Raw genomic sequence first — 16,371 nt, forward strand, 5'->3', positions numbered from 1 at the left:
CGTGTGGCATCACGCTCGCGCGCGTCGCTTTTTTCCGCCGCACGCGGGGATCCACGGTAGGTTGATCTGGCGCTGGCCGGAGTGTCCTGGCTGCTGGCCACGGGCGCGCCGATCGCGATCGGTGACACCCTTTTCCGCCGCCGGGGCAAGAAAGTTCACGCCGCGAGCTGGTTTCATGACGGCTCGGCCGCGGGAAAAACGAAGCTGGGCTTCGGTAACAACTGGGTCGTCGCCGCGCTCGTGGTGTGGCCGCCGTTCCTGGCCCGCCCGATCGCGTTGCCGGTGCTGGCGGCGCTGGCGGTCAAGGGAGGCCGCTCCAAGCCGGACCTGGCCCGCGATCTCGTCGACGCCGTCGCCGAGCACTTCGCCGACCGCGTCATCCATGTCGTGGCCGACATAGCCTATGGTTGCGGCGCCTTCGCCGGGCTCGTCCACGACATGACCAGGACCCCCCGCACGCACCGGGAAACGGGGCAGGTCCCGGCTCAACGGCGACCGGATCGGCACACCGGCACAGATCGCCGGGAAAGCGAACTGGCGGTCGGTGCCCGCGCGCCGTTACGGCACCACGGCCACCATGCAGCTCAGCGAGCAGGTCTGCCTCTGGCACGGCACATGGCGCACCGACACCGTTCGCCTCACCCTCGTCCGGAACACCGACCGGAAAACCAAACCCGCCGTAGGGTTGGATGGTGGGAGCCGGGTGAATCGAGAGGTTCACGCCCGGTTCTGAGAGCCGGAGGGTAAGATCCCTTCCGGCCACGTGCCCCGTCGTCGGATGCACCGTGGGAGAAGAAGCCGGCGAAGAACCCTGACAGTGCTGGTACCGTTTCGCGCGACCTCCCGGTCACGTTGACCTCGTGATCTGCATCACCGCGCCAGAGCCCGGTCCGGCGTGCTGGCGCGGATGAACGGGCCGACACCGAACGGATTGTCCATGCTGACCCACAGCAGTTCGTCGTCCGAGTGCAGGATGGCGTCGTGCACCCGCTGGATGACCGTCGTCGGTTCCAGACCCAGTTGATTCACGGTCGTGTCCCAGAGCCGGCGGAACGTCCGCAGCGCGTCGGCCCGCAGGTTGCACCGGTACAGCGCCACCATGTTCGCGAGATGGAAGTTCTCGTTCAACGGATGGGCGACACACAGATCGGACAGCTCATCGAGGTGCTCACGATTCCGGCCCAGGCGAAGGGCGAAGTCCAGATATTCCTCGACCGTGCGCAGTTTGGATTCCTCCAGCCTGTCGATTTCGGCCGCCAGCACGCGGGATGGCTGGACGTCGGCGAGTGCGCGGCCGCGCCAGTGTGAAAGCGCCTTTCGCAGCGACTCGAACGCCTGCGCGGGCGTGCCGGAGGCGAGCAGCTTGGCCCCGTCGCGACGGAGGCCGCGGTACTCCTGCAGGTCGAAGTAGCCCACCGGCGACTGGAGCAGGTAGCCGCTGCCTGTCGTGACCAGAATCTCTTTGGCTGCGTTCATATCGACGTCCAGGCCATTCGCGATCTGCTTGCGGAGGTGTGCGATGTAGGTCTGAAGGGTGATATGTGCGCTGCGCGGCGGCGTGTCGTCCCACAGCCCTCGGATGAGGTCCTCCACGTTTACCGTGTGGCCTGCGTTGAGCAGCAGCAATGACAACAGCTGGCGGTGTTTTCGTGCGGTCGGTGTCGCCGGCTTCGCCCGCAGGCGGAGTTGCAGTGGTCCGAGTACGAAAATGTCCATCATCTGGTCACCTGTCAATCGTGATGGGAAGTACGCTCGAAATGATTGCCAGAAGTCAAGCCGATTTCGAGGCATCCTCCAGCGTAGGGGGAAATCCGTGGCGATACCGGGAATTTCCGAAGACGGCGGAGCCGATCGAGTGGAAAGGCGGCTGGCCGTTTCGCGCTCAAGCCGGTTTGCGGACGGACTGCCGGATCGCGACTGTGAGTTCACCCAAGGCGATCGCCACGAGCAGGCCGAACATGGTCTGGTATCCCCAGTGCACGATGACGGCACCGGCCACCAACGGAAAACCGAATACCGCGGCGAAATAGGCGAGGCTGAAGTAGGACAGCACCCAGTGCTCGACATCGGCCTCGGAGACGGCGACAGCCTGGGCCTGGATGAGCGGGTAGACCAGCCCGTAGCTCATGCCGAGCAACGCGGAGCTGAACCCGTAGACCAGCGGGTTTCCGTTCACGGCGAGGAAACCGGCCACGGACAGGCACATCAGAGCGAGCAGCACGATGGTCGTCCTGTGTGGGTTTTGGCGGGCGATGAAGCCGCTGACGGTGAACCTTGGCACGATCACGCCCAGGGTGTACGCGCCGTAGAAGATCGAGTAGCTCAGCCCGCGGCTGGCCGCGTAGGTGGAGTTGAACGACTGCATCGCGGTGAAGACGCAGGCGCCGAGAAAGACCATCACGAAGAACGGCCTTGCCGGTGATGCCAGGACCGTGCGCCACGGCCCGAGCACGGTGCCTTGACCGGGCCGGGAGCGCGGCCAGGATCCGTCGAACTTCCGGGCGAGCAGCAGGAAGAACAGCGTTGAAGCGACGTTGAGCACGGTGGCGGCCAGGAAGATCGTCGAATAGGGCACCGAGACTGATCGGAGGTAGTCGCCGAGGACGGGAGCCAAACCCATGCCCAGTGCGTTGAAGCCCGCCAGGACACTGAAATATCTGCCTCGCGCATCGCCGGGCACGAAGGTGGAGAGCGCGATGGGTGCGGCCGTGAAGAACAGCGCCCAGCCGACACCCAGCAGCACCCCGGCCAGGTAGAGGTACGCGGATACCTGGGAGCTCAGGCATATCGCGCCGGTGCCCAGGGCGTAGACCGCGGAACCGGTCGCGGCCGCGGCGCTCGGCCCGACCCGTTCGCAGAACCGCCCGGTGAGTGCGACGGCCACGATGGCGCCCACGGCACCGCAGGCGAGGATTCGCCCGGCTTCGGCCTCGTCACCCCCGATGTACTTGAGGTAGGCCGGAAGCAGAAGGAGAAACCCGTACGCGATGGCTATGCTCAGCGATCCGGAGTAGAGCAGGGCAACCAGGTTTCGGCTGGCAACGGGGCGTTCGCGTGAAAGGTACATTTTCCCATTCCTTGTGCGGCGGATGTTCACTGTGGCACCGTTCGGAGTGCCCGGGGGAGGCACGGGTCGAGGTCCGCCCTGGAGATCACGCCGAAGCCGGGAGCGGGCCGGCTCCAGTCCGGCACGGACGGGACGGAAAATCGGGAAACGGCCGGTTCGCCGTGACCGCCGAGGAGATCCCACACTGCGCCGCCGAAGCGCGGCATGACGGGCCAGACCAGCAGCGCCAGTCCCTTCAGCCACCAGTAAGCGTCGGTTCCGGAGCGAACCGCGGCCACTTCGCTCGACCACGCGAGGAGAACAGCGACCGCGTCGGCGGATGAGAAGCTGGTGTACTCGAACGCTTTCGCCTGCTCGCGGGCCGCGGACTCGAGGCGCTGGAGCAGGTTGTACGGTGGAGGTCCGGGCTCCCCGGCGAGGTCACGAAGCCGCTCGACAGCGATCCCGGTGGACCGGCTGATCCCGCCGGCCAGGTCGCTGTTCACGGTATTGACGAAGTCCTGCACGTCCAGGCTGCGAGTCTGGCTGTCGGGGCTTACCTTCGCGAGGTAATAGCGAATCGCGTCTGTTACTATTCTCGGTTGGGCGACGATATCGGACACCCAGATGGCATGGTCGCGGCTCGTGGAGAACTTCTCACCCTCCAGCTGGTAGAAATGGTTGACGAGAAAATGGTCGAAGGGTTTGGACGTGGGGTCCAGCAGGGCACCGCCGATCGCGCCGACCAGCATCGGAATGGTGTTGTCGATCCCGAAGCTCGACACCGTCACGACATCGGACCCCGCCGCGAAAGCACTGCTGCCGGCGTGGGTGAGGTCGGCGTGGAGATCGCCGCACAACAGCGAGTAGGGCAGGAGGCCGGTGTAGGAGAAAAGTGACCTCGGTCCCCCGCCATCGGGCGTGAGCGGAACGCCCCAATCACCGGGCACACTGAGCCGCAGCAGCCGTCTGTTGCGGGTCAGGAATCGCTCGGCGATGGCGCGGAACCGTGCCGGGACGGCCATTCGTTCGAGGTGGGCCAGTATCGTAACCGGTTCGGGAAGGCGGAGGAAGAGGCTGGTGACCGGCCGCCAGAGCAGGGGATCTTCGGCCTTCCTCCCCTGTGGTTCGAGCAGCTCCTCCGGACGGAAATGCGTGCCGCAGTCCTCACAGAAATAGCTGGTGACGGGCGAGGCACAGTCCGGACACCGGCCGGAAAGCCAGCATCCGCCGGCGTACCGGTTTGTGACCGCGTCGAAGGGAAGCCGCTCGGTGACGGCGACCACGCCGTTGGACCGCTCCATCCGGCGTACCCACTCGTGGTGCAGTTCCCGGTAGGTGGCGCATGCTGAGCTGCTCACCGGTGAAATGAAGGCGTCGAGTTCGATGTCGAGGGCCGCGAGGTCGCACTCGATGAGCTTGTGATAGTCAGTGCACACCTCCACCGGGTCGCGATTCTGCTCCTCGGCCCGGCGCAACACGTACGACTCGTAGCTGTCCGTGCCGGTGATGATCCACGCCTGGTCTCCCCGGCGCCGCAGATGGCGGGCGATGAGGTCCATCTTCAGGTAGGGACCTGCGATGTGGCCGAGGTGGAAGCGGCCGTTCGGAGTCGGCATGATGGGGATCAGGAGATGCCGCCGCGCGGTGGTGTCCGATCCGGTGGGGAACATCATGGTCCAGCCTCTCCTTGCGGGCCGGTCGGGGTGGGTGTGGGGTGGGCGCCGATCAGTTCGAGTGCCTGGTCGGCGAGACCTGGTGCGAAGCGGTAGCCGGAACCGGAGGAAGCCCCCACCAGTGCGGTTGCCGGCCCATCCAGAGGCGCCACGACCGGCGTCCGGTCGGGCGCGTAGGCATCGCAGAAGACGCGTCCACTGTGGAGGTGTTCGGCGAAACTGGGTACGTAGCGGTTGACGACGGACAGGGCCTTGGCCCGGTCGGCGCTGCTGATCGCCAGGCGGGACGGTTCGGGCGGGCAGTCCCAGTCGTCGGAGGCGAAGCTGAGGATCCACCTCCGCTCATCGGTCCGCGGCAGCAGGAAGGCGTCGTGTTCGAAGAACATCAGTACCGGTGAACCCGCTTCCGGAACTCGTTCCACGTGTAGCGCGGCCACCTTCTTGATCCGGACGTGCTCGAGCAGGCCGGCCCGCGCCCACGGGGCCGACGTGATCCACGGGCCGGGCGCGACGACCAACCTGGCGCCGTGAATGGTCCTGCCATCCCGGCATCGCAGAGTGAACCCGCGTGCGTTCCGTTCGTACTTCTCCACGTGCGTGCCCTCCCAGCACAGGCGTGTGGGCGAGAAGCAGGCCTTGAGCATCGCCCTGGCCACCGCGGCGGGCGAACCGTAGCGGCTGCCGTACGACCGGAAAACCGTCTCACCGGAAGCGAGGACTATCCGGCCGAAGACGGCTTCGAGACGCTCCCGTTCGTGGGCGGTGGCGGGTCCGACCGATCCGTCCACAATCCTGTCCCGGAGATCGTCGACATGGTGGTCGCCGACGATCCAGTAGGTGTCAACCACCGGGGTGTCCAGGCCAGGGGTCCCCAGTCGCAGCGTTCCCCACGCTTCGTTGCTCCGCCGCACCAGGTCACGCTGCGTGGCGTTACGTGCCAACGGGACATCCAAGCCGGCTGAGACGCGACTCGCGGCTCCGCCGGCGAAGCCGCGATCAACGACCAGTAGACGCCAGTCCGGGTGGTAAAGGGTTGCCAGACGCGCCGTGGCCGCCCCCAGCACACCGGCGCCGACCACCACGAGGTCGAAGTCAGGGCCGGCCATCGACATCCCACCACGTGGAGAAGACGACCAGATCGCGGTCGCCGTCATTGAACGCTTGATGCGTCTTGTGGGGGGCGAAGGTGAAGATGTCGCCATGTCGCAGCGAGATTTCCTGGTTGTCGTACACAAGGTGAGCGTCGCCGGACACGACGAACCAGCATTCGGCGACGGCGTGGGTGTCCGGTGGCGTGCAGCCACCTGGCACGACCGTGAAGCGGGAAGCCTTGAATGGAAGCCGGAAACCAGTGTCGTCGCGGAATTCAACCGGCTCCACCGAGAGCCCGGTCGGGAAAACCTCGGGCTCGCCGAAACTCGCCCCGCCGGCTACTCGGGCGTGGGTAAACTCAGATGAATTCATCGAACCGCTCTCCGGAAAAGTATTCGGCTGGCCAGGCCGATTGCTCTGGTTTGTCGCCGAAACGCAGGGCGGAACTCGTTTTCCCAGTGTCGTACCTGCGGTATTCGACAAGACTGTTGATGATGGTCGCGCTGCGCCAGGACAAAAGGCTCAGGTTGGGGTCGGCAGCGCCCCATTCATGCCGCCCGGCGTTCTGGACGTAGATCCTGGAACCCGGCGGGCCGTCCCAGTCCAGCGAATAGTCGTCCGAGATCTTGAATCGTCCTCCGGGCAGGCATATCCTGGACAGCAGGGGCGCCAGGAATTCCGGCGGCCGGTACTCGTATCCGGTGCAGAGAATCAGCGTGTCGGCCACCATGGAGCGAGTAACGCCGCAGGCCGCGCTCTGGGTGGTGACGACCAGCTTGTCCGCGTCGCGTTCCAGGCCGACCAGCTCGCTTTCCGGAAGAAGTCGGTAGAAGTCGCCGTTGCCCTGGACACATTCCATCGTGTATAATTCCCGGTATATTTCCTCCAGGGTGGATATGCTGATTCCGTCACTAGCCAGTTTTTGGTCGTTCAGTAACCGGGCCTTCCGGGTCCCGGTCTCCCCGTGAAAGTACTGTGCGAAGTTCGGGAAGAAGAGCTCGTTCGTGAACGGGGAGTCGTCCAGTGGCAGGAAGTTGGCTCGCCGCGTGATCCAGGTCGTCCTGCGCGGCCTCGCGCGGCCGTCCCGTAACAGGGTGAGGAAGACTTCCGCGCCCGTTTGCCCACCGCCCAGTACGACGACGTCCCGTCCTCGGGTAGGTGGCTTGCGCTGCGTGAACTCGCTGGCGTGGAAAACCTGTTCGCCGAGATGCGGCAGGCACGCTTCGGGAACCGCCGGGGGAAGCCCGGTGCCCAGCACCAGGTTTTCGGCCGTGAAGTGCCCGCGAGTCGTCTCGATGCGGAACTCCTGGTACCGCTCGTCGAAGTCGACCGCGGTGACCTCGTGTCCGAAATTGAGTCCGGGTACCAAGGTGCTCGCCCAGCGGAAGTATTGGTCGTACTCCGCGCGGAGGACGCCTGGAAAGTTCGCCGTGAGAAACCTGTAAAGTCGGTTTTTCGCGACGAGGAACGAGAGAAACGAGTAGGGGCTGGTCGGGTCGACGAGCGTCACCAGGTCTTTCAGGAAGGACACCTGGATGGTCGTGCCCGGAAAATTCAGGCCCGGATGCCATGTGAATTCGGGCCGTCGGTCGAAGAACTCGTAGGTCAGGTCCGGCAGCGGCTCGCTCAGTGCCGCCAGGCTGAGGTTTGCCGGGCCGATGCCGATGCCGGCGAAACTGAGTGGCCTGTCCTGGTTTCGATTCGACTCCTTGTCTCGTCGCCTGGTCGAACCGGCGGTCAATGCGTTAAGCACGTCACCTCCTTGTGGTGCTTGGTGGGAAAACCGACAGTCGGACCGCGGGAGGTCGTGGTTCGAGTTGTCCCGTGTATTGACATTAATTGTGACGGCCGCGGTGTCCAGGGGTTCTTGTGAACTGTGGAACTGATTTCGTGAAGTGCGGATGAGTCTGCCGTAAGCCCGATCGGACGTCGGGAAGTATGGCATCAAGTTCTCCTTCGAGAGGAAATTTTTGGGAGAAACTGATTGATTCTTCATGATTTTGTGCATGCGGAAGAACCGTCGGAACTCCGCTTGTGTCAAAATTCCGGCGGGTATGCGTAAATATCTGTCATCCTGCCGCGATCGGCACCGCTGCCCGTGCATTCCGCGTGGGCAGAAGCCGTCTCACGGAGAGATCATCAACCACGTCTGACCACTGCTTGCCGGGTTGGTGATCACTTCCCCGTGGTGGGGGGCCAGCCATCCGGTGAAGAGTACGGGCGAGGTGGACGCCGCCCGGTTGAGGACCCACAGCCCGATCAGGACGGACAGGGAAAAGACGACCGCGATCACGACCGCGAGGATCAGTCGGCGACGCCGCTCGCTCCGGCGCCATGCGCTCCGGGCGCGCCGGTAGGCGTCGGGTGCGGGGTGGACCCCGGCCGCGAAAGCTTCGAAGGCATCACGGAGCTGGTCTTCGGTGTCGGCGGGGTTGTTCATCGACGTTCCTCCATTGCCTGGGTCAGAGCGGCGATGCCGCGCGAGGTGTGTGTCTTGACCGAACCCACCGAGATGCCCATGGCTTCGGCGATCTCCTTTTCCCGCAAACCGAGCCAGTGCCGCAAGACCAGTGCCTCCCGCTGCCGTGGGGGTAGCTTCCGCAGCGCGACCAGCATGACTTGTTGGTCATCGTGAAGCAGCGCGGAACTCTCCGCCGACGCCACGTTGTCAGGGGGAGGCTCGAGATACCGGCGGGCAACCTGCAGGTGCCGGATGCGCATCCGGGTCAGATTGCAGACCACCGACCGCAGGTAGGATGCCGCGGCATCGGAGGCGCGCAGTTTGCGCCACTTTCGGTAGAGCTGATAATAGGCCTCGGCCACGATGTTTTCCGGGTCGTCCGCACCGAGCAGCGCGGCGAGCCTGAGCATGGACGTGTAGTGGAGATCGAACAAGCGGGACACCGCCGCCTCACGCTGCAGATCGAAGGTCTCCGTGGACGGCGACGTCATCTCGGCGCTGGGAACGCTTTCCAGTCCGGCCCGCGGCTCGTCCGGCTGCACCACGGTCGGGCTCGGACGTGTTCGCTTCATGAAGGATCTCCTCCGGTCGATTCGTGGTGCGACCTGAATCTCAGACGAGGCGGTAGTTCGGTGATATCCGGCCTGCGCGGCGCTCCCAGACGGTCGAGGAGCGCGGTCAGCACCACCGCCACCGCGAGGTTGAGGACGAGTGCGGCGAGCCCGGCGTAACACTCGATCTGGTGGTCTCCGAACCCTAAGGACACCAGGGGCGAGAAACCCTCGTGCACGATCATCGCGCTGCCGGCCATCATGCCGACGGCCCAGCCGCCGAGCAGGGCCAGGTGGTGCATCCTGCGGGTGTACAGGCCAATGACCACGGTCGGCAGGATCTGCAGGATCCAGACCCCGCCGAGCAACTGCAGGTTGATGGCGGCCTGATGGCGCAGCCCAAGGACGAACGCGACCGCGCCGGCTTCGGCGATGAGCGAGACGGCCCTGGCGATGCGCAACTGGCGCTTGGGTGTGGCCGTCTGGTGGAAGTACTCGACATAGACGTTGCGAACGAAGGATGCACCCGCCCCGATCGACATCACCACGAAAGGGACGAGCGCACCCACCACGATCACGCCGAAGACCAGGCCGGCGGCCACCGCGGGCAGATCGGCCGCGAGTAGTTGTGGTACCGCGTCCACGGCGTTGCCTGGCGGGGTAGGGATACGGGCGGCGAGTGCGGCGAGACCGAGTAGCGCGAAGATGCCGAGTACCGCGGTCCACGCGGGCAGGCCGATAACCACCTTCCGGAGGGTTTCCGGTCCCGACGCGGCGAAGCCGGCGATGAGGACGTGCGGATACATCAGGAGGGCAAGCGCCGACCCGAGCGCGAGGGTGGTGAAAGCCCAGTACTGGTCCGGCCCCACGGTGGCGGCGGTGGCGCCGGGTCCCAATGCGGCCAGGTGACGTGCCGCGCTCTCGAACACGGCGTCGGCGCCGCCTTGCCTGACGAGGACCACCGTGATCAGGACGACGGCGGTCGCGAAGATTCCCACCGCCTTGGCCGCCGAGACCACGGTGGGCACCCGCAGGCCGTACCGGTACGTGGCGGCAGCCAGCCCGGCGAACACCGCGACCAGGATGAAGTCTCCGGCGGGACCGGACGGCGACAGCCCGCCCGCGGTCAGGACGGCCTGGATGCCGAGCAGTTGGAGCGCGAGATACGGCATCGTCGCGAGGATTCCGGTGAGTGCGATCACCAGCGCCAGCAGTGGCGAACCGTACCGCCCCTGGACGTAGTCGGAGACGGTAACGAAGCGATGTCGGTGTGCCGCCCACGACAGGCGGGGTAGCAGGACGAAGGCGATCGGGCAGACGATCACGGTGTAGGGGAGAGCGAAGAAACCGATGGCGCCGGTGCCGTAAACCAGGCTGGGCACGGCCGTGAAGGTGTAGGCGGTGAAGATGGTGCCGCCCAGCAGCGACCAGTTCCAGGCGGGGCCGAGTGTGCGGCCGGCCAGTGCCCAATCCGCGAGAGTGGGAAGTTCGTCGGTGGTGCGGAAGCGCCGCGCGGTCAGCGCGAGCAGGGTCATCCCGCCGACGATGCAGAGAAAGGCCACGACCACTACGGCACCATCCACTCTGAGGGTTCATCCATCTGTCAGTTGCGCGCGTATGCTGTTTCGAGGACAGGAGACCGCCGCGAAAATTGCCGCAGTTCGCTGTCAACCACTCCGGGCGGCCCGGCAACTCTCCCACAGGCTCGGGCAGAGGCGTCCCGGTGCCGGGCGTCTGGAAGGAGGACCAGGTGAAGTCACCCGGATCCCGCGAGCGCGACAGGCTGGGAACCCTGCGACTGGTCCTGCGGACAATCTGCCTCGTGCTTCCGTTCGTCGCGTTACTGCCCCTGCCCCTGTACGCACGCGTGGCACCGCGCTGGGGCGGGTTTCCCTTCTTCTACTGGTACCAGTTCGCCTGGATACCCGGCTGCAGCCTGGCGCTGCTGGCCGCCTATTTGCTCAGGAATCGTTCGCACCTGGCGTCGGACAGCCGGTCGCGCAGGTAGGTCCTGCCGGTGACACCCGCGAGCGGGTGAAAATTCCGACGCACGAGTGATTGTCAAGACCTGAACAGAGGAAGATTTTTTAGCCTGGATGCACCAGTGGAATGGTGGGATTGGTGGTGTCGTAACGCGTCGGGTGCTCTTTGACCTGGGACGATGGGACTTGTCGAAGGTTCCATATCGCCGAGTCGAAGGGCATCTGCCGGATGCGAGTATCTCACGATCCGGCTGCGCTGTCGGCCAGGAGAGCCCAAATCGGCATTCGACCGATGCTGGAATTGTGACCGAATTGATAGGTTTGGGGACGCTCCGGGAAGACGAGCGGATATGGAGAAGAAATGAACCGCATCGAAATGGCGACAAACCAGAACGCGGTGAAAACAATCAAACCACTGGAAATTGCGAGGGCGCAGGCCCCGGGGGCAGCTTAAGTGGTCTTCATGTGCATTACGACGCCTGCGACGCTCATCGGCTTCAGCCCCGACAACCGTGTAGGCGGCCTGTCGCCGAATGGCATCGAGCGGATGTCGAGTGACGACATTATCGCGGCTTGCGAAGTCGCCGTCTAATTGCGGTCCAGGTCACCTCGGGCGTTCCAACGCTCGAGGTGACCTGGGCTCTTGTGGCTGACCGTGCGGGACGTGCTACGTGGCTACGTGCTGGACCACCTCGCCTGCCCGGGTAGGGTGGTGGCCGACCAGGATCGCGCCCTCGAATTCCGGATATTCCACCGCGATCGCCCGCCATCGTCGCGCACCGCATCGGTTCTCACACCGCCCGGGACAGTAAGTGCCGCATTCCATCCGGCGAGGCGTCCCCGACCTGCTCCCGAAGGTCCAGCAGTATTGTCGGCGCCCCGCTGTGGGTGGCTTCGTCGAGACCGGTGTCGCTGAACCGGCTTACACGCTGAAGCGAGAGTTTCCGGTCGCAGTGGGGGCAGCGATGCCACCAGGGCCTGCACCCGGACCGCGGAGATCGGGAGTTGTGCGGGGTGACCAGGCCGGATTCGTAGGCGAGGACTACGAGTCGAGCGCGGTCGCGGGCGGGGAGCTTGGTCATGGCTCGCAGTTCCCTGGCCGCCTCGCGACCGGCCTCCCGGATGGCCAGCAAAGCTTCCGGCACCTGTTCGCCCCGTTTGCGGGTCAGGTGGACGGCGAACTTCGGCCTGCACCTTGATGACCGAGATCTGGTGGGTGAGCGAATCGGGCAGCTCCCGCACGATGTACAGCCGTTCCTTCGTTGGCGCGGCGCCGCGCGGTCTCCTCGCGAGTGCGCTCGGTTTCGCCCGGCGCCCGGCCTGTCTCAGCGCTTCCCCCCCGCCGCACCGGTGGCGATCAACCAGGCCAGTTGGAGGACGTCCCGAGACTGCGTGAGCGCCTCGCCCACGGCCCGGTCATGGGTGAGGCCAGGATCACGTGCGGAAGAGCCGCCAGCATGATCACCGAACCCGCCACCGTGACGATGCGGTGTCCCGCCCGCACCGTGGCGTACACCGCGAACAGATAGGCGACGGCAGGTACGTCGAACCCGACGGCTTGGTAACCCAGCGCGCAGAAGCCAGTTACGGCCAGCACCGCGACCGGCGCCCGGCGGCGCGCGACCATCGACAGGCCGCCGGTTATCAACAACCAGCGGGTCGAGATTGGTCGAGGGGTGTTGTCCGGACAACCCGGCGACCAGCAGGGTCGCCACCACGCCTACGGCGATCGCCCAAGCTCTGACGCCGATCCGCCCCCTGCTCATGCATGCACCCCAGCCGGATGTTCGCGCGGGCAACTCCTGCGCGCGGATGATCAGCCGCCGACCGCACACGCGGTAGGTTTCGCGGCTCTTGCCGTGCCCTCGGCAGTCGGCTACGGCACCGGCGGCAGCGTGAATTGTCCGCGTCAGCGGGACGACCGGCGGTGGGGCCGGGCGGACATGATCAGACACGTCCAGTCGTAGGAAGAGAAGGAGAACCTCATGTCCGTCGTGTTCGCGCTTGCCGCACCGGCGGTCGCGTAGGTCTGTGCGACGCCGGCAGAATGCGCGACCCAGGGCGTCGATACTTTCGTCGGGACCCCCGATCGAATCCGGGCCAGCGTGGCTGCACTGGTGGCGCTGGTCGGCGTCGTCATCGGCGGGCTGGTCCTGGCCCGCTCCGCCGGTCGTATCGGCATCGGCACCGGGCGAAGGGGGCCGTCGTGGCCCTGGTGGCGGGGCTGACCGGCGTGGTCAATGGCAAGCTGGTCCTGGCCACCGCCGACGGTGGTCCCGGCACCGGCAACGGAGTGGCCGGTGGCGCCTTGGTCCTGGTGCTTTGCTGGTCAGCGCGGTCCTCGGTGGGCTGGCTCTGGCCCGCTCCCGCCGCACCCGGCTGACCGGCTGACCGGCTGACCCAGCGAACACGAGCGCGTTCGGGTATGCCTGAAGACCGCTTCGCCACATGTCCGGGTAGCTGACCTCAGCCACGTCATCCCGGTCCAGGCCGGTGGCCAGTCGTCGCACGAAGTCTTTCGGTAGGACAGGAAGGTCTTCGTAATCGTCCCGCTCTCGCGGTCTGCTCAGGAGCCGTCGTCCGCTGTGGACAGTTTGGCCATCCAACCTTCGTTCTGGATGGAGATCACCTGTTCGCACCGGGCGACGAAATCGTCGTCGGCACGGGCGTCGCCAGGCGCGACCGCTCGCGCGGCGAGGAGGCGTTCCAGTTCGTCTGCCGTGCGGGTGAATTCGATCTGTTGGTACTCGTAGCGGGAAGCGGCGGCGTGGGCGGTCAGCGCGGTCGCGGCCGTGGTGAGGACACCGATCCACGCGGTCAGCGCGGCCTCCGGGAGCACGCCGACCACGGCCGCCAGGATGGCCGCGGTCACGGCCAGCGCCGCCTCACCGCGCCGGAACGCGGCAAGGCGGCGGGTGAGCTGGGCAGCCTTGGGACGGTAGTAGCCGTCGATTTGGCCGTGTACTCGGACGCCGGTGTAGGAGTCGACATCGGACACCTCCGGAAGTGGCCGGGCGACGGGCGTGAGTCCGGCGGTGTACTTGGCGAGGTCGGCAACGCTGTCGCCTAGTTTTTCCAGCCGCTCCAGGAGGATGCGGTTCCGGTGGGCGTCGCGGAAGGGCGCCACTCCGGCCAGGTAGGTGTAGACGTCGGACTTGATCGCCTCGGAGGCCGAGCGGGTCCTGGTCCAGTCGCGTACCAGCCTGATGCTGGTCGTTCGCCCGAGAAATGCGGCGACGGCCAGCGCCACCGCGGAAGCCACGGCAAGCAGGCGGCCGACCGGGGTGTGGTGCGGGATCACCTGGGCCGACGCGGTGCCCAGGACCGCGCCGGTGATGGTCAGTACCAGCACGGCCACCCGGGCTCGCCCTATTTCGGCCTTGATGCGCCCGGCGGCCTGGGACCACACGCTCTGCCGCTGCCACAGCATGGTCAGGGCTGCGGTTGAGCTGGAATCGCTTGTCATGCGGGTATCTTGCCTCCAGCGATCGACATGGCAAGGAGTATTCGGGCGGTGGATGGCCCAACTTCGTTCGTCTACCGCACCCCGGTGCGCGCCGCTGCGGCGTAGGTCCGCTCGGAGCGCCCAAGGGGACCAGTGTCCGCGAAAGTCCGTTGCCGCGGTGAGACAGTGCGCGCCCAGCGCGGTTCCTGCCTTTCCCCACCCCCGGCGGCGTGCGTGCCCTACCACCCATGGCGTAGGCCATTGGCGTCTCGGTCGAACTCGGCTAGCCTACTTCGTCGTGCCGACCGACCTTCGTCCCGGCGTCTACGTGGAGGAGCGGGAGGTTCGAGCGCTGCCGCCACGGGTGACCTGTCGGGTCGAGGTGCCGGTGGAGCCGGGCGAGATTTCCCCACCGCGGTGGACCGCCGAACACTCGGTGGCCGCTTTCGTGGGGCTGACTGAGTCGGGGCCGGCGCATCTGCCGAGGCCGGTCCACCGCTGGGACGACTACGAGCGGCGGTTCGGCGGGCGGTTGACGGGCAGCTATCTCGGTAAGGCGGTGTTCGGTTTCTTCGCCAACGGTGGGCGGTCCTGCCATGTCGTACGGGCCGACGACGGCGCCGTGGCCGACACCCGGCTCGGGGGACCTCGTGGGTGGTTTCGGGGACCGGTCCGGGCTGGTCGGGCTGGAAACACTCGACGACGTCTCGGCGGTCGCCATACCGGATCTGATGTCCCGACCACGGCGACGAACCGGCTGGCCGTCGCTCGTCGCCGACGTCACCCGGCGACGGCAGGAACACCCGAATCCGGCGCACCTGAACAGCCCAGTGCCCGGGGGTCGCGCCCGCGAAGAGCGTCACGATGATGACCGCGGTGACCACGAGGGTAGCTGGAAGAACTGCGCCTCTCCGTGAGAAGCCCACGCCCACGCCGCGCAAGCTCAGTCCACCGAACCGCGGGCAACAAGCTCGCGACGTTTTCCGATAATTGCGGATAAGATTTCAAATGCGGCGAAGTGAAGGGGTGCGAGCAACTCGGCCGATCGGCTGATGCGGTCGTCGGCAAGGTCAACTACGCTGACGGCGGCACCGTTAATCGCCCAAAGAAGAAGGAGAAGAACCGATGTCGAATGTCACTGCGGCGGCTGAGAAGCTTATCGCGCCGCCGGGACCGGTTAACTGTTCGATCCACACCGGGAACATGGTGTTTGCCGTGACGACCTCCCACAATTTCTGGGGCCCGTTGGCGGAACCGGACAGCGCTGTGATCGAGACTCTGCCCCGTGGAGCCGACGTGGATACATTGGTGAGTCACCGGTCCAATCTTGGTTGATCGTGGGGTCCTGTCCGGTCTTTCGGCCGGGCAGGACCCAACAGCTCTCGTAACTGGTCAGGTCCTGGTGGTGTAATTAGGAATGTGCGGGCAGCCCGGGGTGGCTCTCGGCGAGCATGACGAGGGTGTGAAAGAAGGTGCGGCTGTGTTTCGCGGCGGCGGTGGAGAGGTAGCTGCGGATCGCGCGAAATTGTTCGGCTCCGGTGAGGGAGCGCAGACAGCCGGAGACCTTCTGCCGGAGCTTGATCATCCGGATGTCTCGCTCGGATCCGTTGTTGTCGGGTGGTATTCGCCAGTCTCGGGTGAATCGAAGGTAGTCGTCTTGCCGGTCGAGCAGCCGGTGGGCGAGCGCGTCGTGCCTGCGCATCATCGTGGTGCTGCGCGCGGCGGTGGAGATGATGCCCATCTCGGCAGCCGAGTGGTAGAGCCGGACCTGCTTGTCCAGGGCCTCGGGGTCCAGGGCGTCCGCACCGGCGGCGACCGCCTCGGCGGCCAGTTTCTGCATGGCCACGAGCGCGTCGCCGGCCTGGGTGGTCCAGCACCAGTCCGGCTCAGGGGCGGCGGTGTCGGCGACAGCAGCCAGTTCACGCTGGGCGTGGGCGCAGCAGAGCTGGTGTTCGGCATTGATGTAGCTGTCGTAGGGGGCCCACGCGTCGTGCACCACCATGCCACGGAACCGGCCGAGGACGCCCGCTTGTCCATGCCGTCGCTGCCGCGCTTGGGGTGACAGGTGATCAGGGTGTACTTGTCGGTGCGGACCCAGTGCGGCTTGCCCGCCACCCG

Annotated in this window: 15 protein-coding genes and 2 pseudogenes; 3 read left to right on the forward strand and 14 right to left on the reverse strand. The window is 66.0% G+C overall.

What is annotated here, in order from left to right; genetic code table 11:
* Nucleotides 1-9: 9 nt before the first annotated feature.
* From VJT49_RS34160 to VJT49_RS34205, 10 genes are all read right to left on the reverse strand, one after another.
* A complete protein-coding gene (locus VJT49_RS34160; RefSeq protein WP_324169127.1) occupies nucleotides 10-435 on the reverse strand; it encodes a hypothetical protein in 426 nt (141 codons plus the stop codon).
* A gap of 435 nt (nucleotides 436-870) precedes the next feature.
* Nucleotides 871-1,929 (reverse strand): AfsR/SARP family transcriptional regulator, encoded by a 1,059-nt coding sequence (locus tag VJT49_RS34165; RefSeq protein ID WP_324169128.1) that lies wholly within the window; start codon nucleotides 1,927-1,929, stop codon nucleotides 871-873.
* Entirely contained in the window at nucleotides 1,883-3,067 is a 1,185-nt protein-coding gene (locus VJT49_RS34170; RefSeq protein WP_324169129.1) for an MFS transporter, read from the reverse strand. The genes VJT49_RS34165 and VJT49_RS34170 overlap by 47 nt, the downstream gene beginning before the upstream one ends.
* 26 nt (nucleotides 3,068-3,093) lie before the next feature.
* On the reverse strand, nucleotides 3,094-4,722 hold the full coding sequence (locus VJT49_RS34175; RefSeq protein ID WP_324169130.1) for a methionine--tRNA ligase: 1,629 nt from the start codon (nucleotides 4,720-4,722) through the stop codon (nucleotides 3,094-3,096).
* Nucleotides 4,719-5,828 (reverse strand): FAD-dependent oxidoreductase, encoded by a 1,110-nt coding sequence (locus VJT49_RS34180; protein ID WP_324169131.1) that lies wholly within the window; start codon nucleotides 5,826-5,828, stop codon nucleotides 4,719-4,721. Before VJT49_RS34180 ends, VJT49_RS34175 begins: the two co-directional genes overlap by 4 nt.
* The gene (locus VJT49_RS34185) at nucleotides 5,815-6,186 is read right to left on the reverse strand and encodes a cupin domain-containing protein (RefSeq protein ID WP_324169132.1); all 372 of its coding nucleotides are present in this window, start codon (nucleotides 6,184-6,186) and stop codon (nucleotides 5,815-5,817) included. Before VJT49_RS34185 ends, VJT49_RS34180 begins: the two co-directional genes overlap by 14 nt.
* Entirely contained in the window at nucleotides 6,173-7,822 is a 1,650-nt protein-coding gene (locus VJT49_RS34190; RefSeq protein ID WP_324169133.1) for a lysine N(6)-hydroxylase/L-ornithine N(5)-oxygenase family protein, read from the reverse strand. The genes VJT49_RS34185 and VJT49_RS34190 overlap by 14 nt, the downstream gene beginning before the upstream one ends.
* A gap of 117 nt (nucleotides 7,823-7,939) precedes the next feature.
* On the reverse strand, nucleotides 7,940-8,254 hold the full coding sequence (locus VJT49_RS34195) for a hypothetical protein (protein WP_324169134.1): 315 nt from the start codon (nucleotides 8,252-8,254) through the stop codon (nucleotides 7,940-7,942).
* Nucleotides 8,251-8,847 (reverse strand): SigE family RNA polymerase sigma factor, encoded by a 597-nt coding sequence (locus VJT49_RS34200; RefSeq protein ID WP_324169135.1) that lies wholly within the window; start codon nucleotides 8,845-8,847, stop codon nucleotides 8,251-8,253. Before VJT49_RS34200 ends, VJT49_RS34195 begins: the two co-directional genes overlap by 4 nt.
* Nucleotides 8,844-10,409, reverse strand: a complete 1,566-nt coding sequence (locus tag VJT49_RS34205) for a sodium:solute symporter (protein ID WP_324169136.1) — start codon at nucleotides 10,407-10,409, stop codon at nucleotides 8,844-8,846. The genes VJT49_RS34200 and VJT49_RS34205 overlap by 4 nt, the downstream gene beginning before the upstream one ends.
* 167 nt (nucleotides 10,410-10,576) lie before the next feature.
* On the opposite strand from VJT49_RS34205, the gene VJT49_RS34210 reads away from it, so the two are divergent.
* Nucleotides 10,577-10,834: a DUF3311 domain-containing protein gene (locus tag VJT49_RS34210; protein WP_324169137.1), complete on the forward strand. Its 258-nt coding sequence runs from the start codon at nucleotides 10,577-10,579 to the stop codon at nucleotides 10,832-10,834.
* Nucleotides 10,835-11,806: 972 nt separating this feature from the next.
* Here VJT49_RS34210 and VJT49_RS34215 read toward each other — a convergent pair.
* Nucleotides 11,807-11,896, reverse strand: a pseudogene (locus VJT49_RS34215) (DNA-binding response regulator); the annotation flags it as partial.
* Nucleotides 11,891-12,574: pseudogene (locus VJT49_RS34220) on the reverse strand (histidine kinase dimerization/phosphoacceptor domain-containing protein); the annotation flags it as partial. The pseudogenes VJT49_RS34220 and VJT49_RS34215, both read right to left, overlap by 6 nt.
* A 339-nt stretch (nucleotides 12,575-12,913) precedes the next feature.
* Here VJT49_RS34220 and VJT49_RS34225 point away from each other — a divergent pair.
* Both VJT49_RS34225 and VJT49_RS34230 read left to right on the forward strand, forming a co-directional pair.
* A complete protein-coding gene (locus VJT49_RS34225; protein ID WP_324169138.1) occupies nucleotides 12,914-13,036 on the forward strand; it encodes a DUF6223 family protein in 123 nt (40 codons plus the stop codon).
* A complete protein-coding gene (locus VJT49_RS34230; RefSeq protein WP_324169139.1) occupies nucleotides 13,015-13,191 on the forward strand; it encodes a DUF6223 family protein in 177 nt (58 codons plus the stop codon). Before VJT49_RS34225 ends, VJT49_RS34230 begins: the two co-directional genes overlap by 22 nt.
* A gap of 183 nt (nucleotides 13,192-13,374) precedes the next feature.
* Here VJT49_RS34230 and VJT49_RS34235 read toward each other — a convergent pair whose 3' ends face one another.
* Both VJT49_RS34235 and VJT49_RS34240 read right to left on the reverse strand, forming a co-directional pair.
* The gene (locus tag VJT49_RS34235) at nucleotides 13,375-14,274 is read right to left on the reverse strand and encodes a DUF4231 domain-containing protein (protein ID WP_324169140.1); all 900 of its coding nucleotides are present in this window, start codon (nucleotides 14,272-14,274) and stop codon (nucleotides 13,375-13,377) included.
* A 1,390-nt stretch (nucleotides 14,275-15,664) separates the two neighbouring features.
* The gene (locus VJT49_RS34240; RefSeq protein ID WP_422652946.1) at nucleotides 15,665-16,351 is read right to left on the reverse strand and encodes an IS66 family transposase; all 687 of its coding nucleotides are present in this window, start codon (nucleotides 16,349-16,351) and stop codon (nucleotides 15,665-15,667) included.
* Between the last annotated feature and the right edge of the window lie 20 nt (nucleotides 16,352-16,371).

It is taken from the genome of Amycolatopsis sp., assembly GCF_035276945.1.
In the GTDB taxonomy this organism is placed as follows: domain Bacteria; phylum Actinomycetota; class Actinomycetes; order Mycobacteriales; family Pseudonocardiaceae; genus Amycolatopsis_E.

What these genes read in the sequence shown, in the direction of transcription:
- VJT49_RS34200 (WP_324169135.1), bottom strand. Translation starts at nt 8,847, where the DNA reads ATGAAGCGAACACGTCCGAGCCCGACCGTGGTGCAGCCGGACGAGCCG.
- VJT49_RS34185 (WP_324169132.1), bottom strand. Translation starts at nt 6,186, where the DNA reads ATGAATTCATCTGAGTTTACCCACGCCCGAGTAGCCGGCGGGGCGAGT.
- VJT49_RS34195 (WP_324169134.1), bottom strand. Translation starts at nt 8,254, where the DNA reads ATGAACAACCCCGCCGACACCGAAGACCAGCTCCGTGATGCCTTCGAA.
- VJT49_RS34235 (WP_324169140.1), bottom strand. Translation starts at nt 14,274, where the DNA reads ATGACAAGCGATTCCAGCTCAACCGCAGCCCTGACCATGCTGTGGCAG.
- VJT49_RS34175 (WP_324169130.1), bottom strand. Translation starts at nt 4,722, where the DNA reads ATGATGTTCCCCACCGGATCGGACACCACCGCGCGGCGGCATCTCCTG.
- VJT49_RS34170 (WP_324169129.1), bottom strand. Translation starts at nt 3,067, where the DNA reads ATGTACCTTTCACGCGAACGCCCCGTTGCCAGCCGAAACCTGGTTGCC.
- VJT49_RS34180 (WP_324169131.1), bottom strand. Translation starts at nt 5,828, where the DNA reads ATGGCCGGCCCTGACTTCGACCTCGTGGTGGTCGGCGCCGGTGTGCTG.
- VJT49_RS34190 (WP_324169133.1), bottom strand. Translation starts at nt 7,822, where the DNA reads ATGCACAAAATCATGAAGAATCAATCAGTTTCTCCCAAAAATTTCCTC.